Source organism: Alloiococcus sp. CFN-8, from assembly GCF_049943125.1.
In the GTDB taxonomy this organism is placed as follows: Bacteria; Bacillota; Clostridia; order Clostridiales; family Clostridiaceae; genus JAEXZL01.
On sequence record NZ_CP188040.1, the window covers coordinates 337,460 to 362,647 of the forward strand.

Here is a 25,188-nt window from a genome sequence, read left to right on the forward strand (position 1 = left end):
GCTATTTCACCTCCTGCGTATTATCCTTTTTAATACCTAAAGGATAAAAAGGAATCATGTTATCTCTGAGCCAGCCAAGAGATTCTTCTGTAGATAATCCCCAGTTAGTTGGGCATATGGATAAAACCTCTACCATTGAGAAGCCTTTTCCTTCGATAGCATTCTGGAAAGCCTTCTTTATAGCTTTTTTTGCTTTTATAACATTAGGAACCTTATCTACTGCAACTCTCTCTACATAGCAAGCACCATCTAAGGTGGATATCATCTCTGCCACTCTTATAGGATGACCTTGAGTTTTTATATCTCTACCATAAGGTGAGGTTTCAGTAATCTGTCCAGGAAGAGTTGTAGGTGCCATCTGACCACCAGTCATACCATAAATACAGTTATTAACGAATATAGTAACTATATTTTCACCTCTGGCAGCAGCATGAACTATTTCTGCTGTACCTATAGCTGCTAAATCTCCATCTCCCTGATAAGTGAATACCACTGTATCTGGGTTCGCTCTCTTTATTCCCGTAGCAACAGCTGGAGCTCTACCATGAGCAGCTTCAAACATGTCACAGGCAAAATAATCATAAGCAAGTACTGAGCAGCCTACAGGTGCAACCCCTATAGTTTTATCTAAAACTCCCAGTTCTTCTATAACCTCTCCTACCAACCTATGAATTATTCCATGAGTACATCCTGGACAATAGTGAGTTGGGACATCTAATAGTGCTTTAGTAGGTTCAAATACTATAGTCATTATTTTGCACCTCCTACTATTTCCATTACATTATTTAGTATTTCCTGTGGTGTAGGAACCATACCACCGGTTCTTCCATAAAAGTGCACCGGCTTTCTTCCAAGCACAGCAAGCTTAACATCCTCAACCATCTGGCCAGCACTCATTTCTACAGATATATAGCCAAGCTTTGTTTTATTTATAGTTTCCTCAAAGGCTTTTTCAGGGAAAGGCCATAAGGTGATAGGTCTTATCAATCCAAGGTTTATCCCCGCAGCTTTCGCAGCCTTAATTACATTTTTGCAAATTCTTGAGGTTGTTCCATAGGAAACCATTATTAGATCTACATCCCCCTCAAGATTATAAAGCTCATATTTAACTTCATTTTCTTTTATAGCTTTAAACTTTTCCTGAAGCTTTTTGTTGTGCTGCTCCAGCTTTTCTGATTGAAGATAAAGAGAATTAATAACATTATGCTCCGTTCTTCCTCTTCTACCATTAGCAGCCCAAGCCTTCTCAGGAAGAATTCTGCCTTCCTTCTGTGTAAACTCCACAGGCTCCATCATCTGCCCTAGCATTCCATCTCCCATAACCATCACTGGAGTTCTATAGATGTCTGCTACATCAAAAGCCTCCTGGATGACATCTACCATCTCCTGTATGGAGCTAGGAGCATATACAGGCATGTTATAATCTCCATGACCAAGACCCTTAGTAGCCTGGAAGTAATCAGATTGAGCCGGCTGAATGGTTCCAAGACCAGGTCCTCCTCTAACGATATTTACAATAACACAAGGCAGTTCTGCCCCTGCTATATAAGATATTCCTTCTGCCTTTAAGCTTATTCCTGGACTTGAGGAGGAGGTCATGCATCTAACACCTGTACCTGCGGCTCCATATACCATATTTATTGCTGCAATTTCACTCTCTGCCTGCAAAAACACCCTACCTATCTTAGGCATTTTCTTTGACATATAAGCTGCTACCTCTGTTTGAGGTGTAATAGGATATCCAAAGAAGCACTGACAGCCAGCTTGAATGGCAGCCTCTCCTATAGCTTCATTTCCTTTCATTAAAACCTTCTCAGCCATTTATTTTCCTCCCCTATTTCTCAATGGTAATAACATAATCAGGACACATTCTTCCACAGGATGCGCAGGCTATGCAGAGGCTCATATTCTCTTCTGTAATACCTGCAGGATGATATCCCTTTTCATTGAGATTGTCCATAAATGAAATTATTTTTTTAGGACATGCAATTATACACTGACCGCAGCCCTTGCATCTGTCCTCTCTGAATGTTACCTTTGCCACATTATTTCCCCCTTATTTTTACTTATAGTGAACAGCTATGGTCACCTCTCCCAAGGTTTTTTCATGTAAATATCAATGGGAAAAAGCTTTCCTTTCACCCTTCCCTCAAGCTCAGCTAACTGCTCTCTAGAGCAGACAGTAAATGCATGAGGAAGCTTAAGTCTATCTGATAGCTCCGCAACTAAACTATCACCCTTTATCACATCCTCTATAGTGGTCTCTGAGGATAGATTAGTGTTGGATACTAAATGGGTTACCTTTAAACGACTGCTTCTTTCAATAGAATATAAATATTCCTCACAGGTCTCGATGGTTTCTGTTAATGGTCTGTTATTGTTAATCACCAGATACATGTTATAGCTCTCTTGAAGGAAGTATCTGTTATATTGTCCCAGGGCCACAGCTCCCATATCATCTCCGCCTATATCAAATACTACTATATGACTTTTATCATTAAAGGCCGAGATAACTTCACCGGGTACAACCATAAGCTCCCCATTTGATAGGTCCTTGCTGGCTGCTATGATCCTTAAGCCTTTTTCCTCCAGCTCTTCTTTAATATCTCTGGAGCAAAAATATGGGTTAACAATATCAATATCTACAAGACTCACCTTTTCACCTAATTCTGCTAGCTTTATAGCATAATTAATTGAGGTTTCTGTCTTACCACTACCAAAATGTCCAGTGAAAATATTTAATCTTTGTGTAGTTAAGTTATTATTCATAAGTGTATATTTTCTCCTTTTAAGGAATTAATATATCGGTAAACCTTTTCAAGTAAATTATACTTAAAAAGGAATTATTATTCAACAGTTATCCCCTTCCACCCAAGAGAGGAAAATCAATAAAATTACCAATTTCGCATTAATTTTATCTACATTTTTTTATTTATCCTTTAATAGGATAATATTTTATAAATCATTTAACTATTGCCATAAATATTTATTTATAAAGTTAAAAAAGCTCCAAATAATTCCGGAGCTTGTAGTTTTTTTAACATTATTTGATTTTAATCCTTTTATTTTTCTATTCTTTTAATAAGATATGGCACTGCACTTTCAAAGTTAACACCATACCATCTTGAATCCTTGTCCTCTATTGATTTTCTGATAGATTCCACGGTAAAATCTGCTGCTATCTTAAGAGAGTCCTCTAGGCTATACCCATTCATTAAGGCACCAACACAGCAGCTGGCAAATACATCGCCAGTACCATGGAAGTTTACATTAATCTTTTCATTAAAATAACTAAAATATTTATTAGTGGCACTATCATAGCCCATTACCCCTAATATATTTGGCTCAAAGCTGACTCCTGTTAACACCACCTGCTTTGGGCCTAAAGCACTGAGCTTAAGCAATATATCTTTAACATACTCCTGGCTATATCCTTCTCCTATGTAGTCAATTCCCAGCATATATGAAGCCTCTGTCATATTGGGAACTATAATATCTGCCTTTGAACAGAGCTTAGCCATCTCAAAAGCAAACTCTTGAGTAAAGCCTGTATATAACTTTCCATAATCCCCCATAACAGGATCTACAAAAATCAAGGTATTATCTTCTTTAAAGTCATCAAAGAAGTTACTGACCAGCTTTAGTTGTTTAAATGATCCTAAATAACCAGTATAAATAGCATCAAAGGCTATTTTTTCTTTTTTCCAGTGCTCAGCGATACCTTCTATATCATCCGTAAGGTCTCTAAAAGTAAAATCCTTAAAAGCTGTATGGGTTGAAAGCACTGCTGTAGGTATAACGGATGTTTCCACTCCCATAGCTGAAATTACAGGCAGGGCCACGGTAAGAGAGCACTTTCCAACACAGGAAATATCCTGTACTGTTACTATTCGCTTCATTACTTATCCTCCTCGTATACTCCTATACAATTTTACTTCCTTGACTGTTAGTATAGGATTATTCACTTATTCTATTGTACTTTAATCTATAGAATTTTCAAATGTTTTTCTTATAGCAAGACATTAAATCAGTAAAACTCTGCTTAAGTAATTAAGCAGAGCTTACAATGGGCTTATCTATATTCCTTTGCTGCTTCTTCTCCTCTTAAAACTCTGAGCCCTCCCTGAGCTAAGGCAAGCATCTCATCCTCCCCTGGGTATATTACTATAGGAGCAATCCAGGAAGTTCTTTCACTAATTTTATCTGTTACAGTCTTTCCATAAGCAATGCCACCAGTTAATATTATTGCATCTACCTTCCCCTTTAAAACTGCAGAGCATTCTCCTATAGCCTTACCAATCTGATAGCAGAAGGCCTCAAATACCAGAGAAGCTGTTTCCTCTCCCTCTTTTGCAGCGGTCTCTACTTCTCGAGCATCATTAGTCCCTAAGTAAGCTACGAAACCTCCCTTACCGCAAAGCTTCTTTAGTATCTCTTCCTTTGTATATTTACCACTGAAGCATAGCTTTACCAAATCACCTGTAGGCAGGCTTCCTGCTCTTTCAGGGGAGAAAGGTCCATCTCCATCTAAGGCATTATTCACATCTATTATTCTTCCCTGATAGTGAGCTCCTACAGACACTCCCCCTCCTAAATGGGCCACGATTAAGTTCAATTCCTCATAAGCCTTTCCCATCTCTTTTGCATATCTTTTTGCCACAGCCTTTTGATTTAAAGCATGGAATATACTTATTCTCTTTATCTCTGGTATTCCTGATACCCTAGCAACCTCATCCAGCTCATCTACAACTACAGGATCAACTATAAAGGAAGGTAGCTTATGCTCACCTGAAAGCTCTTTAGCCAATAAGCCTCCTAAATTTGAAGCATGCTGCCCCTGATAACCTATTCTCAAATCCTCAAGCATTGCTTCATTAACACTGTAGGTACCACTTACCATTGGCTTTAAAAGTCCGCCTCTTCCTACAATAGCATTGAGATCACTTATCTTTATTCCCTTATCTTCTAAAGCTTTTATTATGATTTCTTTTCTAAAATCGAGCTGTGAGAAAATATTTGGATACTTATTTATTTCCTCGCTGCTGTGTCTTATCGTTTCTATAAGCAATGGATTCTCATCCTCGTATACCGCTATCTTTGTTGAAGTGGAGCCTGGATTGATAATTAATAATTTATATCCCATTTTTATTTCCCCCTATTAAGCTAGTGAATTACTTATTTCCTGCTACTAGTGCAGCCAGTGCAATAGAATTTACCTTTGTTTCAAAGGAATCTGCCCTGGAGGTAAGTATAACAGGAGCTGAAGTACCTACAAGGATTCCACCATTCTTAGTTTTTGCAGTATAAGTCAGTGTTTTATACATTACATTAGCACTTTCGATGTTAGGCAGAAGCATAATATCTGCCCTTCCTGCCACAGGACCAGATATTTTTTTATGTTCTGCAGCCTCTATAGATATGGCATTATCTATAGCTAAGGGTCCATCTACCAGACACCCCTTTATCTGTCCTCTATCATTCATTTTTGATAACATAGCAGCATCAGTGGTAGCAGGCATATCTGGATTAACAACCTCTACAGCACAAATAGCTGCAACCTTAGGCTCCTTAATCCCAATAGCTTTAGCTACCTCTACTGAATTATTTAATATATCCACCTTTGCCTTTAAATCGGGATAGGTGTTAAAGGCTGCATCTGTCAATAATATAAGCCTCTCTATTCCTTCTATTTCAAAAACAGCAACATGAGACATCAATCTACCAGTTCTAAGCCCTATTTCCTTATTTAAAACACTTCTTAAAAAAGTAGCTGTATCTAAAAGTCCTTTCATTACCATATCAGCATAACCAGTTGACACGAGCTCCACAGCCTTTATGGCAGCCTTACTAATGTTCTTTTCTTCAATAATCTCAAATTGAGACAAGTCCATACCAATATTCTCAGCCATAGCCTCTATCTTTTCTCTATCTCCTACAAGAACTGCATCAGCTATTCCCATGCGTTTTGCTTCAGCTATTGCTTCAAGAACAGGCTCATCCTGTGCTACAGCTACTGCTACCTTTTTTACAATTCCTGTTCTTGCTTTTTCTATTAAAGTCTCAAAACCACTCACTCTAAAGCACCTCGTCTTCGTATATTTTTGCTTCTTCTTCTCCCCTAAGAACTCTTAAAGCTCCCATAGCCAAAGATTCCATCTCATTTTCTCCAGGTACAACCTCCACCTCTGCAATAAAGGATACTCTTTCCTCAATCCACGACATAAGGAGCTTTCCATGGGCTAGGCCTCCAGTTATTATAATTCTGTCCACCTTTCCCTTTAGAACCGTTGCCATGGCTGCAATTTCTTTACTTATCTGATAGGCCATAGCTTTAAAAATGAGCTCAGCCTCCTCATCTTCTTTTTCAATCCTTGCTACAACCTCTCTTGCATCATTAGTACCTAAATAACCAAGAAGACCTCCTTCTCTTGTGAGCTTTTTCTTAATCTCACCCTGTGTATATCTTCCACTAAAGCATAGCCTTACCAACTCTCCTGCCGGAACATCACCAGCTCTCTCTGGAGATAATGGTCCACCTTCATTAGCATTATTCACATCTAATATTCTTCCTCTATAAACAGGAGCTATAGATATACCTCCTCCTAGATGTGCTACTATAAATGAAGCCTCCTTAAAGTCCATGTTAATTTTATCACAAATCTTCCTTGCTGTCGCCTTTATGTTAAGAGCATGAACTAAGGACCTTCTCTTTATTCCTGGGAGGCCTGAAAGCCTAGCCTCCTCTAAGAACTCATCAACAGCTACGGGATCCACTATATATGCAGGTATGTTTAATTTCTTTGCAATATCATTGGCAATGATTCCACCAAGATTTGAAGCGTGCTGCCCCTGATAGCCTATCTTTAAATCTTCAATCATAGCTTCAGTAACCATATAGGTTCCCCCAGACATAGGTCTTAATAATCCGCCTCTTCCCACAATAGCTTTAAGTCTTCCCATATCAAGGTCCTGCACCTTTAACCAATCAAGTATTACCTCTGACCTCATATCCTTCTGATGATAAATCTCCTCAAAGCCCTTAAGACTATCCTTTGAATGAATAAGATTTTCTACTTTGATGCACTCTTGTCCATTATATAAAGCAATTTTAGTGGATGTAGAGCCAGGATTTATAGCTAATATTAAATTGTCCTCCACAATATACCCCCCATAACTTTTAAGTGATAACGTATACTTTAAATACATTCCTATTTTAGCAAATTATTCTAATAAACAAAATAGGTTTTAAAAATCCCTCACTTTATCTGTGAGGGATTGTTATTTTTTTCCTACTTCATCGATATATTTTTTAGTTTATTAATTATATATTTTACAATCCGATAAATTTATTACTATATTTTTCAATTATTCTCTCTGCCACCTTAAGACCATCAACTGCTGCAGATATTATACCTCCAGCATAACCAGCTCCTTCTCCACAGGGAAATAAGCCACTTATGGATATGCTCTCTAAAGCTTCGTTTCTTGTTATTCTCACAGGGGCTGAGGTACGAGTTTCTATTCCTGTTAGTACTGCTCCATAGTCTCCAAACCCCTTTATCTTTCTGTCAAAGTCCTTAAAGGCTTCCTTCATTGCACCAGTAACATAAGAAGGGAGAAGGTTATTAAGATTTGTAAAGCGATAACCTGGCTTATAGCTAGGCTTAACAGTTAACAGCTTACTTCCAGTTTTATCTTCAAGAAAATCTCCTAAAAGCTGTACTGGTGCTGAATAATCCTCTCCACCCAGCTTATAAGCTAATGCTTCATAATGCCTCTGAAACTCCATTCCTCTTAAGGGAGAATTTCCTGGGAAATCCTCTGAGGAAACAGTTACTACTATTGCAGAATTAGCATTTTCTTCTTCTCTAGCATGATAGCTCATACCGTTAGAAACTACTGTATTCTTTTCTGAGGCTGCAGCTACCACTACTCCACCAGGACACATGCAGAAGGAATAGACTCCTCTATTAAAGGTAGGACTTGTGTAGGTTAATCTATAGTCAGCAGCCTTCAGCCTTGGGTGACCCGCAAAGCTTCCATATTGCGCCTTATCTATTAGCTCCTGAGGATGCTCCACTCTTAAGCCTATAGCAAAAGCCTTCTCCTCTAAAAAAACACCTTCTTTATATAGCATTTCATAGGTATCTCTGGAGCTATGGCCTATGGCAAGAATTAAAACCTCACAAGGAATTTCTTCTCCATTAACTATAATGGAATATAGCTTTCCATCCTTTTTATTAATCTTCTCTAGTTTAGAATTAAATCTCACCTCACCGCCAAGAGCTATAATTTCATTTCTTAGGCTAGCTACAACCTTCTTAAGAATATCTGTTCCCACATGAGGCTTACCCATATAAGTTATCTCCTCTGGAGCACCAGCATCAGCCATGGCTCTTAGTATATAGCTGCATCTTTTATCCTTAATTCTTGTAGTAAGCTTCCCATCAGAAAAGGTTCCAGCGCCTCCTTCTCCAAACTGAACATTGGACTCAGGATTAAGCTCTCCTCCACCCCAAAACCTTTCTACAGTTTTGCTTCTATCATCTACGTTTTCTCCTCTTTCTACAACTAAAGGAGAGTACCCCTCTCTAGCAAGCTTCAGGGCAGCAAATAATCCTGCAGGCCCTGTGCCTACTACAACTGGTCTCTTATGAAGCCTCTCCTCCCCCATAACATAACTGCTCTCTTCAAGTCTATCTTCTAAAACTACATCCCTATCCTTAACCTTCCTTATGATAGCTTCTTCTTTATCAGAATCAACCTCTATACAATAATTAAATTTAATAGAAGCTTTTTTTCTCGCATCTATAGACTCCTTAATTATTCTAACTTCTTTAATATCCTCAATAGGTATCCTTAGTTTTTTTGCAGCTTTATTCTTCAATTCTTCCACAGGCTCGTTAATATCCAAAATTAAATTGTTTATCCTTATTGTCATTAGTATTCACCTCACTAAAACAGCTTGAAAAGCATAAAGCCTTCAAGCTGTATAAATTGTTTATAATTTTATCTTTATTGAGCATTTATTGTGATGTTCACCAGTTCAGGAGTGTAATTCACTATCCTAATATCACTCTTAGCTGTTGTAACAGTGATGGAAAGTTCATGAGCACCCTCTCTAAGTCCAGCGGCATTTACCTCTACCTTGAAATCCTCCGCTGTAACACCTTCCATTATAGATGCTTCTGCCTCTGCCAATATGGTTACTTGTGGCGTTCCTAGCTCACTGCTTAAACCTTCTGATAGATTAATTATAGAAATAGGTACTGTAAAGGTCTTTTGCACCTTTTCCACAGTATTAATTTTCACCAAAACTGTAGAATTATCCTCTACTAAGGATATTTTGTCTGCAATCACAAGTTTCGCCTTCACTTCCCCATTTTCCGATAGCTTAGAAAGATCTATGGGCTCTGTATCTATAGAGGTTAATGAATTAAGGACTTCCTCATCACCTATCACTTCTACCTTTTGAGGAGTTACCTCTATGCTTTTCAGCTGTAGTCCAGGGGGCAGCTCTCCTTGAGTTTTAACATTTACAGTTAGGAATTTTGACTGCCTTATGGGTACAGTTACTGAAACGTTGGTAGGCTCTACAGTAACATTATTGACAAAATTGAAATTTTCATCTACTGGCTGTAGATTAAGACTTACCGTTTGATCACTTTCTGCATTGCTAATTTCCCCCCTGGCCAGGAGGTACTTTACCCTGTTAACATAGGTAGAAGGTCCTGATATCTGGGCGGAGGTAGGTGTAAGCTGCGGTTCACCAGCATAGGAGCCTGTTTGTGTATTAACATCTATATCAGGATAAACAGGTACATCCTTCAAAGCATATTCATCAACATCAATTTTCACCATAATGGACCCGGTATTATTCTTTACATTAATATTTCTTGGATAGCTCGATATATCAGCTCTTATCTCATTTACACCCTTCTGAAGAAAATAGGCACTCAAATCAGCTTCCACTCTAAAGTCCTCCGCCTTAACATTATAAATAATTGAGGTAGGTCCTTCAATAGTCAAGGTAACAGCTATATCCTGCTCAGGAGATAAAATTAGATTTTGATTTTCAATAAGTTTATCTTCATTAATAAACCTAACTTCTACACCATCTATTTCTCGAGTCGTTGTAGGATTTTCTATATTTGTTACATACAACCATAGTGCAAAAGCAAAAACCACACACAATATTCTTACGATGATATCTTGCCTTTTTGTTGTGTCAGCCACATTTTCACCCTCTCTCCCAAGGTCTTTACTCTCTTCTTCCGTCTATTTTTCATTATCTTAAGGAGTACATCCTTTAGTCTATCTCTATCATAATTTCTTGATAATCTACCATTAGCAGCAAGAGAGATTGTTCCAGTTTCCTCAGAAACTATTATTACTAATGCATCTGAGGTCTCTGAAAGACCTATAGCAGCTCTGTGCCTGGTACCTAATTTTTTGTTAATCTCAGTGCTACTGGTTAATGGTAGTACACAGCCTGAAGCTATGATTCTATCATTTCTTATGATTGTTGCTCCATCATGAAGAGGAGTATTTACTACAAATATATTTTCTAAAAGTGCTGAGGAAACCACAGCATCTATTGAAATTCCATTCATAATTATTTCACCGAGGCCAGTGGACTGTTCAATGGCAATTAAAGCCCCTGTCTTTGTAATAGATAGATTTTCTACAGCATTTACAATTTCTGTTATAACCTTATCTCTAAGCTCGTCATCCTCAATAGGATGTATATCATTAAAGGCACTTCTTCCTATATGTTCTAAAGCTCTTCTTATCTCTGGCTGAAAAATAATTATAACAGACAAAACACCTATGGTAATTGTTTTATTAAGTATTACATTTACAGTGGTAAGATTTAACATGGCGCTAATAGGAATTAAGGCAACAATTAATAAAATACCCTTTAAAAGCTGTACTGCCCTTGTTTCCTTTAACAGCATATAGCCCTTATAAAATATATAAGATACCACAGCAATGTCTAACACACTCCATATTGTAATGTTCTTTATGATGTTAACAAATACATTTATAATATCCACTCATCTCACCTCAGTCCTTTGTTACATTTTCAATTATACACTATATCTTTTCTCCTTAGTACAGTAAAAGTAAATTTTAAATAATATTAAAATATCTTTCTGAATATATATTATAAACAAATATAAAGGAGGATAATTATGAACGGTGAAGAAAATCCTAATAAAAGTACACTAGAATCTAACAATAGTAAAAAATACAAAGAATATATTAAGTCCTATAATATTATTATAACAATATTAATAGCCCTATTTATTTATGTATTAGTGCTGGCTCTTAATAACAAAAGCATCACTTTAAGCTTTTTTAAAGAAGATAATCATGGTCTAGACAGCTACATGAAAAATATACATACCTTAAACAACAACCTTTATAGCGCTGTGGACAAAGAAACCTTCAATGTTGAAAAAGCTCTTGAAATAATTCCCATTACAGTTTCAGGACTCTCTGAGATAAAGGAAGAGCTTAATTCCCCTTCAAAAAGACAGGCTCTCCAGGAGGAGGAATTAGGAACCTATATTGACAGCTTGGAAAAAGGAATAAATAACAACATTAATTTTTTAAACCAGCTGGCCCTCTGCTTTGAAAATCCTGATGCACAGGATATATCTGCTTCTTTCACTCAACTTACAGAGTATAAAAACACCTTCTTAGAAAATTATTCTGAAGTTACAGCTAAGAATAAGAAAATAGGAGACCTTCAAAAGGGTGAGGAATTTTTTTCCCTATCACTTACCTATCTTAATGAAATAATAAAGCTTAATAGAGAAACTAATATTCTAGTTTCTCAAAGAAATGATTTTTTACTCTCTATAGATAGTATCGTATCGGATTTCAAAAAATTAAATACTGATTACAAGGAACCTCTTCAAAGAGTTAGAGAAGATAATGGAAGCTTTCAAGGAATACTATCAGGAATCGACCGTGACAGCGAAGCCTTTGTAGCACTGTATCATGATTTAAATAATGTAGCTATACCCAAGGATAGCATAGATGTTTTTAAGGCTCTTGAGAATTGCTTTTATAAATATAGCAACTATATACAAAATCTAAGAAAAGCTGTTTATGAAGAAAGTAAAGTTAAAGGAAAATATAAGGAGCAAGATATTCAAGAGCTTTATGAAGGATCTCAGGAGGACTTTAAGAATCTCCAGTCTTCTCTTAACACTTTTGAACTCACATATGCTGCTTATAAAGACAAATAAGTCCAATTTCTATGGAATTAATTAGCCATAATGAATGAAAAACTTAAAATAGGAGAATATATCTTATAGCAGTGCAATTAAAAGGAGGTTTTTTATGAAAAAACAGAATTATGCACTCATCCTAAAAGGAGTTATAATTGCTCTAACACTGGGTTTTACACCTAAGGCTGAGGCTAAGATTCTTACAACAGATTTCTCTAACACCCTTGAAATTGACTACTATAACCATAGTGAAGGAGACAGAGCAACAATCTCTACTAAAGAGAGCTCTCAGGATTCTGTTAAGCTATACCAAGAAATTAATGAAACAGTGCAGGTTTTCTCCTGTGCTTCCTCTTCTCGCAAGGTCTATGTTTCTAATAACGACATAGAGCTGATGAGCAGGGTAGTATTCAGAGAGAGTAGAGGAGAACCCTATGAAGGTAAAATAGCTGTAGCATCTGTAATCTTAAATCGCGCACTGAACCCACAATTTCCCTCAACTATTGAAGGAGTAATATGTCAAAAAAATGCATTTTCCTGTGTTAAAAACGGGCAAATTTCTGCTACTCCCGATGAAAGCTGCTATAAAGCAGTGAGAGATGCGCTGCAGGGAATAGACCCCACTGGGGAGGCATTATTCTTCTATAATCCAAGAACTTCTACCTCTTCATGGATGATAAACACAGCCAAGGAAAATCAAATCACCATTGGAAATCACGTATTCTTCAAAAAATAAAAATAGGAGAGATAATTTCTCTCCTATTTCTAATTTAAACATGTAATTCTACAGCTTTTCTCTCTTAAGCTTATCTAGATAAGCGCTGGCACTTATAGCCGCAATAAGCCCTTCTCCTGCTGCTTTTATATACTGGTATGGCTTTCCTACACAGTCTCCTGCTGCAAAGCAACCAGGAATACTTGTGCTCATTAATCTATCCACTGCAATGTGGTTATCTTCAATCCTTAATCCAGGAACTAGCTGACCAGGAGAAATACTATCCCTTAACACAAATATACCGTCAACTGATAGTTTTTGGTTTTTCAATACCAGGTGAGTAACTCTATCTTCACCCTCTATCTTCATAGGCTTATCTTTAATTACCTCAATAGATGGAACAAGCTTTAAATCACCTGAATACATGGGTATGTAATAAAGCTTTGAGGCAAGCTCGCTAACATAATTAGCTTCTTCCTCGGCTTCTTTATTATAACCAATTATAGCCACGGTCTTTCCTTTGTATAAGGGAGCATCACAGGTAGCACAATAACCAACACCCCTGCCTATATATTCCTCTTCTCCTGGGAAGGGTCTAGTATATTCTATTCCTGTAGCTAAAATAACCGTCTTAACTTCATAGATAACATCATTAACCATAAGAGCAAAATAGTCTCCCATGGCATAAACATTATTAATTCTCTCAGGAACTATTTCAATATTCATAGATCTTATATGCTCCTGAAAACTGTCCTTTAGCTCATTACCGGAGACATTAATAAAACCCAAGTAGTTGTTGATCTTTTCTGCTCTTGTAACCTTGGCACTTAAATCCTCATGACCAAAAACTATGATATTTTTGTTTCTTATCTTCCCGTTTATTGCTGCAGACAATCCCGCAGGTCCAGTTCCTATAATCCCAATGTCATATCTTTCCAAAGTAATCTCCCCTAGTTTAATTATATATGAAGTCTTATCATTTTCTCAATTTCATGCTTCGGTCTAAATCCAACTATTGTATCTACAACTACTCCATCCTTAAATATTATTAAGGTAGGTATGCTTGTTATCCTATATTTGCTGCTGATTTGAGGATTTTCATCTACCTCTACCTTTGCAAACTTTACTTCTGGAATTTCAGTTGCAAGACCCTCTATAATAGGGGATATCATCTTACAAGGTCCACACCAGGTAGCCCAAAAATCTACTAAAGCAACTCCTTTATAATTTTCTACTTCATTCACAAAGTCATTATCTCCAACATGAATCAACATAATATAACCTCCATTTTTAAATATAACATACCCCTCTGGGGTAACATATTTTTATATTATAGTATATTAAAACCCCTGTCAATGGACTGAGGTATTAATGCTAGTATATTATATATCCTTATAATAATCTAATAGTTTATTATCCTTAATAAAAAATTAATCACTTTTCATAGACTCCCCTAATTAAAGCCTTTCCTGCCTTAACATGAATTTTCCCTTTAGCTATAACTTGATTTATAGTCAAATCCTCTTTATGAAGGAGAACAATATCTGCATCCTTTCCGGCTTCTATTGCACCTTTTTGCTTCAGCTTAAATATTCTTGCTGGATTAGTGGTAACAGTCTTCAAAGCCTTTTCTAGGGGAATATTATATTCCTGAACAGCAGCCCTCACTTCCTTAAATAGAGAATCCACAGAGCATATGCCAAGACCTACAATCTCATTAGCTGAATTAAAAGTCGGTAAGCTGCCATTACCATCAGAGGAAAAGGTGATATTATCCTCTGAAACACCAGCTCTTATAAGCTCCTGTAAGGCTTCTGATGCCCTGAGCTCTCCTTCTTCCATATCCTCTGGATTAAAGCTGGTGGTGAGGTCTACATTCCCCCCCAGCTTAGCAAATTTAACAGCTTCACTAAACACCTTCCCTTCTCTGTTACAGTGAGTTGGGAGGACCTGCTTCACCGGAAGCTCTGTTTCCTCCATGAGCTTAAAAAGATATTGTAATTTCTTCTTTCCAGTGCCTAAATGAATATTTACTACACCGCTTTTCCCTGAAAGCATACCTCCCACTCTAGCTAAGGCCACCGTCCTTATAAATTCCTCAAAGGTAGGCTGGGAGGAACGATGATCAGACAAGGCAATTTCTCCTACACCTATAACCTTATCAATGAGCATGATATCCTCTTTAATACTTCTAGTTAAAGGCTTCACGGGAATTTCGTAGCTACCTGAATATATATAAGTAGTAATTCCTTCTTCTTCAAGTCCACATGCCTTAGCATAGAGGCTGGTGAGCTCTCTACAAACATTATCTGTTCCCAAGCAGCCTATAACAGTAGTTATACCTGCTGTGGTAATTTGTGATAGCTGGATTTCTGGTGTCCTTGTAGCAAAGCCGCCTTCTCCTCCACCTCCAGTTATATGTACATGATTGTCTATAAGGCCTGGTACCAACAAAAGTCCCTTACCATCTATCACTTCTATATCTATAAAATTCTCAGGCACCTTTAAATCATCATATAATCCTTCAATTTTATCCCCAGCTATAACAACAGTTTTTACACCTAAATATTCTGGAGCATACACCTCAGCATTCCTTATAACCTTAAGCATATTTCACCTCATTCCTTGTCTCAAGGATATTAATTATTAAACCTATAGGGTAGTTTTTTCATTTTTACTATCTGTTATTCTATTATAAATTAATTGTGCAATCTTAGCGCTTAAAACACCTAACAGAATACCTCCTACTATATCTGATGGATAATGTACCATTAAATACAGCCTAGAAAAGGCAATCAAGGCCGCTAATATCAAGAAATACTTGCCATACCCTTTAATATTAGCTGCCAGGGCTGAAGCCGCAGCAAAGGAAGAGCCAGTATGTCCCGACGGAAAGGAAAAGCTTGAGGGCTCAGGGATTAACAGCTTTATCCCTTCATTATTTACAAAAGGACGAGCTCTTTGTATTATATTTTTAATAACAACCTCTCCTAAAAAGGTAGTTACTAATAGAGCCATCAAAGCTACAATCCCAGCCTTCCTATACCTCTTTGTAATAATTAATATAAGAGATATAGCAATCCATATCATTCCACTATCCCCTAAGGATGTAATAAAAGGCATTGCCCTATCCATAAAATCACTCTGGAAAATCTCCTGAATACCTCTCAAAATATCTATATCTAATTCATTAAAAAATCTCACAATATCCTGCACGTAACCACCTCCATATTTTCTACAAAATCAATTAATACCGCAGCCATCCTTCAGCCATATACTACATCATATAATAATCATTATATTTATAATTATCACTCATTACAACTTTCCACATCCTTAATATAAGCTATCTCATTATATCTATCCAATCATACACTTATCTTCTAAATCTTTTGCTCTTATCTTTCATCTCTTCACTCGTCTCTCATACTTCTTAGTTTTCACTTCTTAACTGCTTTTGCTCTTTTCAACTCTTACCTCTTAGCCCTTATCTCTTAACTTCTTTTCTCTATTCTCTTTTCTCTGCTCTTCCAACTCTTACCTCTTACCTTTTACCTCTTAGTTGCTCTTCTCTCTTCAACTCTTATCTCTTACCTTTTAGTTCTTAGCTCCTCTCCTCTATTCTCTATTCTCTATTCTCTATTCTCTCTTCTCTATTCTCTGCTCTTCTCTCTTACCTTTAGTAAGTAATCCTACTTAACTTATTTACTTTTATTAAATTAGTGATAAAATAAATTAAAAGAGGTGATATGTTATGAGTAGAATGGAGCTTTGTCCTAAATTTGAAAAGGCCTTTCAGCTCTTAGGAAAAAAGTGGAATGGCCTCATAATTCAGTCCCTAATGGATGGTCCTAAACGATTTTCAGATATAAAGGCATTAATTCCTGAATTAAGTGATAGAATGCTTACAGAACGCTTTAAGGAGCTGGAAGCCGAAGAGATTGTTGTTAGAAGTGTTTATCCAGATATACCCGTTCGCATAGAGTATTCTCTTTCAGATAAAGGCCGTGATTTAAAAGCCTCCATGGATAATATACAGAAATGGGCAGAAAATTGGATTGATAAGTAAAAAAAGCGACTTAGTCGCTTTTTTTACTTTATTGAAGCATTCGAACAAGAGGTTAAAATTATTTAAACAATCATAGAAAAGAAAGCAAGGATTTTTTTATAAGGTATAATTTATATATATTGTTTACAACAGGAGGTTTCTAATGGATAATAATAATTCTATTATAAGAGGCTATATAGGAACTTATACTCATGGAAAAAGCAAGGGAATTTATACCTTTATATTTGATTTAAATAGTGGAGCCATCCAGGATATAGCTTTAGGGGCAGAGCTTCAGAACCCCACCTATACAGTAATTGATAATGAAAATAAATACTTATATTCTGTAATAAAATCACCAGAGGAGAAAGACTTAGAAAGCAACGGTGTTGCTGCCTTTGCCATAAACTCTGATAATGGAAGACTGAGTCTCATTAACTTTGAAACCTTAATAGGTAAGTCTCCCTGTCATGTAAGTCTTGATAAAAACAGCAAATATCTCTTTTCCGCAAATTATCATGAAGGAACTGTTGCAATCTTCCCAATAACCGATGAAGGCAGTATAGCTATACCTACAGAGGTAGTAAAGCATACGGGCTCAGGCCCAAATAAAGAAAGGCAGGAGGCTCCCCATGTTCATTTCACAGCTCTATCTCCTGATGAAAGATTTCTATTAGCTGTAGACCTAGGAACAGATAGAATAGAAGCTTATGATTTTAACTTCCAGTCAGGAAAGCTACAGCATAATCCAAGCCTATCTATAAGTCTACCTGGGGGAAGTGGTCCAAGACATCTTGCCTTCCATCCCAATGGCAGATATATATATGTGCTTACAGAGCTTTCCTGTGAGATTGTACTTCTAGAATATGATAGTAACAAATATTCAATTAATGCACTTCAAACCATCAGTGCTCTTCCTGAAAATTTTAAAGGCGAGAATACCGGTGCAGCCATAAGAATAACCCCTGATGGAAGATTCCTTTATGCATCCAACAGAGGGGATAACTCCTTGGCAGCCTTTTCTATAAATCAAGAAAATGGTGAGCTAACACTGATAGGCTTTTACAGTACCTTAGGAGATGGTCCTAGAGATTTTAATATAGATCCTACTGGTAAGTTTATTATAGCTGCTAACGAAAAAAGCAGTAGTGTCGTAGTATATTCCATAGATCAGGAAAATGGAAGCCTAAAAACCATCAGTGACCCTATAGAGGTCCCTAATCCTGTATCAGTAGAATTTTTACATCTTATAGAGGAAGAATAAAAACAAAATGCTCTGAAGCTAGATCTATGAGACCTATACTTCAGAGCCTTATTTATTTTACAACTCTCACCTGCCATTTATTCTGCCTATAAATTATGAATCCATATATGCAGGTTATAAGATTACTAAAGCTCATGGAAAACCATATTCCTTCAGAGCCTATAGAGGTAAAATATTTAAATATTAATATCATAGGTATCCTTATAAGCCACAGCCTTCCAACATCCATGGCCATGGAGTATTTAGTATGACCTGAGCCTTGAAATATTCCCTGAAAAATACTAAAAATCCCCATTAGTGGTGCAGAATAAGCGATGAACTGAAGAAAAGTAATACCCTCCTGAACTACTCCACCATCGTCCCCAGATTGCATAAAGAACTCAATAATCTCTCTATCCCAAATAAGCATGGCTGCAAGCCCTAATAGTGATATAGCTAGAACAGAAATAGTTGATTTCTTTACTGCTTCCTTTACCCTAGAAAACTGTTCAGCCCCTAGGTTTTGTCCCACAATAGACGTAAGAGCCGAGCCTATTCCAGATGCAGGCTGCATTATTAAGCTAGTAATTCTGTTAACCATACCAAAGGCCGCTAAAGTTGCTGTTCCATAGGATGCAACAAAGCTATTTAAGATTATAAAGCCTAGAGCTGAGCCAGATTGTCCTAAAGAAGAAGGTACTGCTATAGAAATTATCTTTTTACCAATTTCTTTATTGAATCTAAAGCCTCTGAAGCTTACCTTTACTATTCCAGATTTTTTATAGAGCATAAAAAGACCAGCCATGGCTAAAAGAGCTTTACTGATAAGAGTAGCCCAGGCCGCTCCCGCCACTCCCATATTAAGATTAAATATAAATATAGGATCTAGAACACAGTTTAAAATTGCACTTATCCCACTAAGTACCGTTGGGTACAAGGTATTTCCCTGGGCCTGCATTATAGAATTATAGTTAAAAAATAAAAACATAAATGGCATATCTAAAAATGTTATTCTCAAATATATGTTGCTATAAAAAGCTAACTCTCCTTTTCCTCCCATGGCTGCAATAACAAAAGGTGATGAAATATATCCAATTACTGCAAATACTATTGCTGCAATAAAGGATATAGCAATCATTTGCACAGCATATTCCCCAGCCTCCTTCATCTTTTCTGCTCCAATTAACTGTGATATTATAGCCGTTCCTGCTATAGATATACCCAAGCCTAGAGAAATAAACAAAAAATTCACCGGCCATACAAAGGAGGTTGCTGCAAACTCTGTAGGACCTAACCGACTTACCCATAAGCCATCCACAAGGTTATAGGCAGTCTGTATAAGATTATTCACCATAATTGGAAGCGCTAAGATGAATATAACTCTATATATATTTCCATCCAATATCAGAAATCTTCTTTTAACTGTATCCATTCTTAAATATCCTTTCAAAAATCAGTCCTTATAAAATTATACATTAATTCAAATTATATCTAAAGAAAAAATATTTTTCTTATCTTATCGTACAAAAAGTCATAAATAAAATATCCTATAAAAGGACTAGCTTTTCAGCTATCCTTTTATAGGATATACATAAAACAATTTAATTAGATCACTAAAAGTGTATATTCTAACTATTACTATATAAATATTTCCCAAGCCTTCTTAAGATTTACTTAAGAAAACGAAATTATACTGCATAAATATTTAATCCTTGAAGCTTATTCATAAAGGTAAAAGCGGATTCCTTCTGCTCGCTGAAGCCGAGAATAACGCTTGGAACTGTTCCCTTAAAAATTCTGCCATTCTTCCCTTCAATGGTTACAGTTTTTCCATTAATACTTTTGCTTGTTTTAAAGCCTTTAATATCCTCTAGGTTCACCGCTTTGAATTCTTTTTCATTATAAAAGGCAGTAACTCTCATAATTAATAATCTTTTATTTGTGATTGCTAAAAAATAATATTTATGAAGGAGGGTCATAAAATAATTCATCTTTTGAGCATATACAAGAACATCAATTGTTTCTCCCTCCTGCAGATATTTAGACAAACTATTTTCCATGAGTTCCCTGCTAAGTTTTAATGCCATAAAAAACCTCCTATAAGATACAATTTATTAAATAAATTTTATCATATAAGAGTTATTATCGGTTATTAATAATATGTAAAAAATAACTATTCTTCTATTGTATAGAAAATTTTATTTACTAGCATTTCAGAAGCTCTTTCAATAACTTTTGAAGTCTTAACGGCATAGGCTCCAATATTCTTTTCAGTTATGTTAAAATCCCTCCATATAATTCTTATAGGTAAATCAATCTCCCCTGTAAGCACATCCCAGAGAGCATCTAAATTTTTACCATAATGATTCGAAATACCTAAAGCCTCCTGGAATATCCTATGAAGCTCCTCTCTAGAATCTATTAAAGCTCCTTCAATTATTATTTCCTTCAAAATAACCCTCCTTAATCATAAAGCTTATCTTAATCAGTATATTCCGTGAAGCTTTCATAATGGTCTGTAGTCATATATATGAGTCCATCATTAGAATAGACTATCCTATCAGCTCCTCGTCTGCCTCCCTTATAATTAATATCACACTCATACCAAACTCTACCATCTTTTTCTGGCAGAAGCCCCTCATAATTTCCAAAGTAATCACCACCGATGCTCTTACCCTCTGCATAATCCCACAGATCTCTACCAGAATCCCAACCAAGGCTTCTTGCTTCTTTTTTTGTTATAAAGTTCGATGGAAGCTTATTATAAAGCTTAATATATTGTGCTACACTTTCAAAATCATCATAGCTCTCATCCTCAGCTACAGAAGAGTCAGTCTCTGACCCAGAATAATCGGAAATACTACTGCTGCCATCATCCATGAGAGCACTAAAATCTTCAAAGAGCGTAGAACAACCAACTAAGCTTAAGGTCATCAATAAGGTCAAAAATATAGGTATAATTTTTTTAAAAATATGTCTCATTTATTCTTCAGCTCCTTATAATATTATCTCTAATAATATTACTCTAAAATTCAAATATTTTAAACAAAAAACAATTCCATTAGCTTTAATACCCCCCCCTATTCATAGTAAATAAAAAGAACCGAGGTCTTGGGGGCTCGGTTCTTTTCTAAGCTCTTTATTTTATACTAACAGAATAAATATAAAGGTCTGTGATTATCTAATATTATTTTACTGCTGAATGAACTTCTTCTATCATGCTTTGAAGAGAATTTACTCCACCACCTGCAAGATACCAATAGGTGGCATCAAGGTATATAATATTCCCTTCTTTATAGGCATTAGTGCTCTTAACTAAGTCATTCTCAAGAGACTGCTTAGCTGAGCTTGCTCCTTCAGTTCCTATTGCTGCACTTCTATCTATAACAAATAAGTAGTCAGGATTCTTTTCACTGATATATTCATAGCCAATAGCTTGTCCATGAGTAGAATTATCTAGGGTAGCATCTACTGCTTCGAAACCAAGGGCATCAACTAAAGCAAATCTTGAACCAGGTCCATAGGCACTGATATTACCATCATTAGCAAGGATAACTAAAGCCTTTTTACCCTCTGCTTCACTCTTAATAGCTTCACTAGCTTCAGCAACCTTAGTATCTATTTCAGCTACTACTTCACTAGCCTTATCTTCAACCTCGAAGATATCTGCTAAAGTAGAAATATTACTTTTAATTGATTCAATATAATTAGCATTATCTAAAGCAACATTTATTGTTGGGGCTATTTCACTTAAATCCTCATAGAAATCTGCCTGTCTACCAGATATTATGATTAAATCTGGCTCAAGCTCATATATTCCTTCTAAATCAGGCTCCTTTAAGCCTCCTATATCTCCATATTTATCATCGTTGTAAGCTGATAGATAATCTGGAAGGCTAGATTTTACAACACCTGCAACCTCAACCTCTAATGTATCTAGTATATCTAAAACACCAAGGTCAAAAACCACTACTGATTCTGGTTTTTCTGTTATTGTTACCTCTCCTAATTGATGCTTTACTGTAACAGCTTCATAAGCTGCTGCTTCTGACGCTGCTCCTTTATTAGCATCTGAGGAATTGGCACTGCCATTTCCACAGCCTACTACCATAGCTCCTAACATAATTGCTGAAATAACTGATATTATTGTTTTTTTCATTTTGTGCACCTCTTTTAATATTTTTTTATCAACAAAGTTTAAGAAAAATAATTGCAGATCTGTTTGCCTTCTACAGAATCTATCTGTATATCCAGATCATAAATATCCTTCAGGACATTGCTCCTGATTATTTCATGAGTATTACCTTCTTTTATAATCCTGCCATTTTTAAGGGCTACTATATAATCAGAGTAGCAGGAGGCGAAATTAATATCATGAATTACTATGATTACTGTTTTATTCAGTTCATCCACTAGCTTTCTAAGAACCTTCATTATTTCTACTGAATGCTTCATATCTAGATTATTTAATGGTTCATCTAAAAATATATATTCAGTATCCTGAGCAATGGTCATGGCTATAAAGGCCATCTGTCTTTCTCCACCACTAAGCTCATCTATATATCTATTTTCAAAAGGTCTCAAATTCATATAATCTAAGGCTTTATCAACCATTCTCTTATCTTCCTTGGTAAGCCTTCCTTGAGAGTAAGGAAACCTTCCAAAGCTTACAAGCTCTCTTACAGTTAACCTTATATTCATGTAATTAGCTTGTCTTAAAATTGATATCTTTTTTGAAAGCTCATTTTTATTCCACTGGGATAATTCCTGATCTTCTATAAAAACCTCTCCAGCATTCTTACTTATAAGCCTACTAATCATAGAAAGAACAGTACTCTTTCCTGCTCCATTGGAACCAATAAAAGAAATAAGCTTTCCTTTTTCTAGGTTTAAAGATACGTCATCCACTACGGTTTTTTCACCATAGCTTTTAATTAGATTTCTAACCTTTATCATTTTTTACTCTCCTTTAACAGCAGATAAACAAAATAGCTGCCTCCTATAAAATTAATGATTACACTAAGGCTTGTATTGAAGCTGAAAACTCTCTCTACCAGGAGCTGACCCCCTACCATGGCTATAACACTTAAAAGGAAGGCTGTTATAAACCAATATTCATGTCTGAAGGTCTTCATGAGCTCCTTTGCCAGGTTTACAACCAATATTCCCAAAAAGGTTATAGGACCTACTAAAGCAGTAGCAACACTTACTAATACCGATACCATAAGCATATATTTTTTTACCATTCGGTGATAATCTACTCCTAGATTAATAGCATTATCCTTCCCTAAGGATAATACATCCAGGGATTTAATATCCTTAAGCGATAGAGCTATCACTAAGGCTACGACTATCATACCTATGGTAAGGAGCTCAGTATTTATATTACTGAAGCTAGCAAACATCTTATTCTGAACTATTAAAAATTCATTTGGATCTATAAGTAGCTGCATAAAAGAAGAAAGACTTGAGAAGAAGGTTCCAAATATCATTCCTACTAAAAGAAGGAAGTATACATTCTGTCCATCTCTTTTAAACATGAGCTTATACAATATTCCTGAAAAAGCCGCCATAAGCACCAGGCTTATTAAGAAATTTATATTTTTGTTTGCTGCTGCAAAGCTTGTTGACCCTAAAAAGAACACAATTAGTGTTTGTATGAAAGTATATAAAGAATCAAGTCCCAATACACTTGGTGTCAGCACTCTATTATTTGTTATAGTCTGAAAGGCTACGGAAGAAAAGGATATCGCTCCTCCCGTTAAAATCATACCCATTAATTTTTTCACTCTTCTTGGAAAACTAAAAGCAAAGCTCTTAGGCGATATATCTATAAACAGAAAGGTTAATAAACATGCGGCAGATAAAATTACTAATAGAGCAATAATTCTCTTATTGGAATCATCAAGTACTCCACTTAAAAGATTTTTTCTTACCACTACTTTCTTCCTGGATGTAATCTCAATAGCATCTGTCCCATTATACTGCATATTCTTTTCTCCTTAGTATTAGATATAGAAATATTCCACTTCCTATTACGCCTACCACAACCCCTATAGTCAGCTCATAAGGATAGATAAGCACTCTACTCAATATATCACAGGCTAGTACAAAAACAGCTCCTAGCAGTGCTGTGTGAGGTATATTTTCTCTAAGATTATCTCCATTATATAGAGAAACAATATTAGGTATAATAAGTCCTAAAAATGGTATAGAACCTACAGTAAGAACCGTTACAGAGGTGATTAAGGATACAATCACCAGCCCTAAGGTAACTACTTTATTGTAATTAAGACCAAGGTTCACAGAAAACTCCTCTCCCATACCTGCAATAGTAAACTTATTGCTGTAGATATAAGCTATTACCACTAAGGGTATTCCAAGATACAAGAGCTCATATCTTCCCTTAATAATTAATGCAAAATTCCCTTGAAGCCAGGAGGATATGTTCTGAACCATATCATATCTATAAGCAAAAAAGGTAGTAACAGAGCTTATGATGTTTCCCAGCATTATTCCAAGTAACGGAATAAATATTGCATTTTTATATTTTATTTTGTTTAGTATTTTCATAAATAAAAAGGTTCCACCTAAGGCAAAAGCAAAGGCTATAAGCAGTTTTTCCACATAGCTTGCTGAACCAAAGAGCAGCATGGCAACTAAAATACCTAGCCTAGCCCAATCATTAGTTGCTGCAGTAGTAGGAGATACAAACTTATTTCTGCTGATTGCCTGCATTATAAGTCCACTAATGCTCATACTCATACCAACAACTATTATGCTCACAAGCCTTGGTATTCTGCTTAAGATCATCACCTGAAGGCTTCCCTTTGAAAAATTAAAAATCTCCCAAATCTTTATATCCCTAACACCGATAAACAATGAAAGAAAGCTCAATATTATAAGTGTGATAAACAAGTATCGTTTTTTCATTTGTCCC

The 25,188-nt window shown here is 36.0% G+C and carries 27 protein-coding genes; 4 read left to right on the top strand and 23 right to left on the bottom strand.

Going from position 1 to position 25,188, the window contains the following annotated elements:
• Position 1: 1 nt before the first annotated feature.
• From ACPWSR_RS01640 to cdaA, 11 genes are all read right to left on the bottom strand, one after another.
• Entirely contained in the window at positions 2-751 is a 750-nt protein-coding gene (locus tag ACPWSR_RS01640; RefSeq protein WP_426349956.1) for a thiamine pyrophosphate-dependent enzyme, read from the bottom strand.
• Positions 751-1,821 (bottom strand): 3-methyl-2-oxobutanoate dehydrogenase subunit VorB, encoded by a 1,071-nt coding sequence (locus ACPWSR_RS01645; protein WP_426349957.1) that lies wholly within the window; start codon positions 1,819-1,821, stop codon positions 751-753. The genes ACPWSR_RS01640 and ACPWSR_RS01645 overlap by 1 nt, the downstream gene beginning before the upstream one ends.
• 13 nt (positions 1,822-1,834) lie before the next feature.
• Positions 1,835-2,044: a 4Fe-4S binding protein gene (locus tag ACPWSR_RS01650; RefSeq protein WP_426349958.1), complete on the bottom strand. Its 210-nt coding sequence runs from the start codon at positions 2,042-2,044 to the stop codon at positions 1,835-1,837.
• 41 nt (positions 2,045-2,085) lie between these two features.
• Complete coding sequence (locus ACPWSR_RS01655) at positions 2,086-2,769, bottom strand: hypothetical protein (RefSeq protein ID WP_426349959.1); 684 nt, start codon at positions 2,767-2,769, stop codon at positions 2,086-2,088.
• A gap of 293 nt (positions 2,770-3,062) precedes the next feature.
• A complete protein-coding gene (locus ACPWSR_RS01660) occupies positions 3,063-3,899 on the bottom strand; it encodes a pyridoxamine kinase (protein ID WP_426349960.1) in 837 nt (278 codons plus the stop codon).
• A 173-nt stretch (positions 3,900-4,072) separates the two neighbouring features.
• Positions 4,073-5,143: a butyrate kinase gene (gene buk / locus ACPWSR_RS01665; protein WP_426349961.1), complete on the bottom strand. Its 1,071-nt coding sequence runs from the start codon at positions 5,141-5,143 to the stop codon at positions 4,073-4,075.
• 28 nt (positions 5,144-5,171) lie between these two features.
• Complete coding sequence (gene ptb, locus ACPWSR_RS01670; protein ID WP_426349962.1) at positions 5,172-6,074, bottom strand: phosphate butyryltransferase; 903 nt, start codon at positions 6,072-6,074, stop codon at positions 5,172-5,174.
• Between the two features lies 1 nt (position 6,075).
• A complete protein-coding gene (gene buk / locus ACPWSR_RS01675) occupies positions 6,076-7,158 on the bottom strand; it encodes a butyrate kinase (RefSeq protein WP_426349963.1) in 1,083 nt (360 codons plus the stop codon).
• A gap of 172 nt (positions 7,159-7,330) precedes the next feature.
• The gene (locus tag ACPWSR_RS01680) at positions 7,331-8,941 is read right to left on the bottom strand and encodes an NAD(P)/FAD-dependent oxidoreductase (RefSeq protein WP_426349964.1); all 1,611 of its coding nucleotides are present in this window, start codon (positions 8,939-8,941) and stop codon (positions 7,331-7,333) included.
• 74 nt (positions 8,942-9,015) lie between these two features.
• Positions 9,016-10,236, bottom strand: a complete 1,221-nt coding sequence (locus tag ACPWSR_RS01685) for a CdaR family protein (protein ID WP_426349965.1) — start codon at positions 10,234-10,236, stop codon at positions 9,016-9,018.
• On the bottom strand, positions 10,200-11,057 hold the full coding sequence (cdaA, locus tag ACPWSR_RS01690) for a diadenylate cyclase CdaA (protein WP_426349966.1): 858 nt from the start codon (positions 11,055-11,057) through the stop codon (positions 10,200-10,202). Before cdaA ends, ACPWSR_RS01685 begins: the two co-directional genes overlap by 37 nt.
• Before the next feature lie 138 nt (positions 11,058-11,195).
• Between cdaA and ACPWSR_RS01695 the strand changes: the two genes are divergently transcribed.
• Both ACPWSR_RS01695 and ACPWSR_RS01700 read left to right on the top strand, forming a co-directional pair.
• A complete protein-coding gene (locus ACPWSR_RS01695; protein ID WP_426349967.1) occupies positions 11,196-12,260 on the top strand; it encodes a hypothetical protein in 1,065 nt (354 codons plus the stop codon).
• 94 nt (positions 12,261-12,354) lie between these two features.
• Complete coding sequence (locus ACPWSR_RS01700) at positions 12,355-12,978, top strand: cell wall hydrolase (RefSeq protein WP_426349968.1); 624 nt, start codon at positions 12,355-12,357, stop codon at positions 12,976-12,978.
• 48 nt (positions 12,979-13,026) lie between these two features.
• Here the strand turns inward: ACPWSR_RS01700 and ACPWSR_RS01705 are convergent, their stop codons facing one another.
• From ACPWSR_RS01705 to ACPWSR_RS01720, 4 genes are all read right to left on the bottom strand, one after another.
• Positions 13,027-13,896, bottom strand: a complete 870-nt coding sequence (locus ACPWSR_RS01705) for an NAD(P)/FAD-dependent oxidoreductase (protein WP_426349969.1) — start codon at positions 13,894-13,896, stop codon at positions 13,027-13,029.
• A gap of 20 nt (positions 13,897-13,916) precedes the next feature.
• A complete protein-coding gene (gene trxA / locus ACPWSR_RS01710; protein ID WP_426349970.1) occupies positions 13,917-14,231 on the bottom strand; it encodes a thioredoxin in 315 nt (104 codons plus the stop codon).
• A 160-nt stretch (positions 14,232-14,391) separates the two neighbouring features.
• On the bottom strand, positions 14,392-15,567 hold the full coding sequence (gene iadA, locus ACPWSR_RS01715; RefSeq protein ID WP_426349971.1) for a beta-aspartyl-peptidase: 1,176 nt from the start codon (positions 15,565-15,567) through the stop codon (positions 14,392-14,394).
• A 42-nt stretch (positions 15,568-15,609) separates the two neighbouring features.
• Complete coding sequence (locus ACPWSR_RS01720) at positions 15,610-16,173, bottom strand: phosphatase PAP2 family protein (RefSeq protein WP_426349972.1); 564 nt, start codon at positions 16,171-16,173, stop codon at positions 15,610-15,612.
• 538 nt (positions 16,174-16,711) lie between these two features.
• Here ACPWSR_RS01720 and ACPWSR_RS01725 point away from each other — a divergent pair.
• On the top strand, positions 16,712-17,026 hold the full coding sequence (locus ACPWSR_RS01725; protein ID WP_426349973.1) for a winged helix-turn-helix transcriptional regulator: 315 nt from the start codon (positions 16,712-16,714) through the stop codon (positions 17,024-17,026).
• A gap of 142 nt (positions 17,027-17,168) precedes the next feature.
• A complete protein-coding gene (locus ACPWSR_RS01730) occupies positions 17,169-18,269 on the top strand; it encodes a lactonase family protein (protein WP_426349974.1) in 1,101 nt (366 codons plus the stop codon).
• A 52-nt stretch (positions 18,270-18,321) separates the two neighbouring features.
• Here ACPWSR_RS01730 and ACPWSR_RS01735 read toward each other — a convergent pair whose 3' ends face one another.
• From ACPWSR_RS01735 to ACPWSR_RS01770, 8 genes are all read right to left on the bottom strand, one after another.
• Positions 18,322-19,680 carry an MATE family efflux transporter gene (locus ACPWSR_RS01735; protein ID WP_426349975.1) on the bottom strand — a complete coding sequence of 453 codons (1,359 nt, stop codon included), beginning with the start codon at positions 19,678-19,680 and terminating at the stop codon, positions 18,322-18,324.
• 256 nt (positions 19,681-19,936) lie between these two features.
• Entirely contained in the window at positions 19,937-20,335 is a 399-nt protein-coding gene (locus ACPWSR_RS01740) for a PH domain-containing protein (protein ID WP_426349976.1), read from the bottom strand.
• An 86-nt stretch (positions 20,336-20,421) separates the two neighbouring features.
• A complete protein-coding gene (locus ACPWSR_RS01745; RefSeq protein WP_426349977.1) occupies positions 20,422-20,700 on the bottom strand; it encodes a barstar family protein in 279 nt (92 codons plus the stop codon).
• A 29-nt stretch (positions 20,701-20,729) separates the two neighbouring features.
• The gene (locus ACPWSR_RS01750) at positions 20,730-21,230 is read right to left on the bottom strand and encodes a ribonuclease domain-containing protein (RefSeq protein ID WP_426349978.1); all 501 of its coding nucleotides are present in this window, start codon (positions 21,228-21,230) and stop codon (positions 20,730-20,732) included.
• Between the two features lie 205 nt (positions 21,231-21,435).
• Entirely contained in the window at positions 21,436-22,407 is a 972-nt protein-coding gene (locus ACPWSR_RS01755) for a siderophore ABC transporter substrate-binding protein (RefSeq protein WP_426349979.1), read from the bottom strand.
• Between the two features lie 38 nt (positions 22,408-22,445).
• Positions 22,446-23,204, bottom strand: coding sequence for an ABC transporter ATP-binding protein (locus ACPWSR_RS01760; RefSeq protein WP_426349980.1), 759 nt, complete (start codon positions 23,202-23,204; stop codon positions 22,446-22,448).
• On the bottom strand, positions 23,201-24,238 hold the full coding sequence (locus tag ACPWSR_RS01765; protein ID WP_426349981.1) for an iron chelate uptake ABC transporter family permease subunit: 1,038 nt from the start codon (positions 24,236-24,238) through the stop codon (positions 23,201-23,203). Before ACPWSR_RS01765 ends, ACPWSR_RS01760 begins: the two co-directional genes overlap by 4 nt.
• Complete coding sequence (locus ACPWSR_RS01770; protein ID WP_426349982.1) at positions 24,228-25,181, bottom strand: ABC transporter permease; 954 nt, start codon at positions 25,179-25,181, stop codon at positions 24,228-24,230. The genes ACPWSR_RS01765 and ACPWSR_RS01770 overlap by 11 nt, the downstream gene beginning before the upstream one ends.
• Between the last annotated feature and the right edge of the window lie 7 nt (positions 25,182-25,188).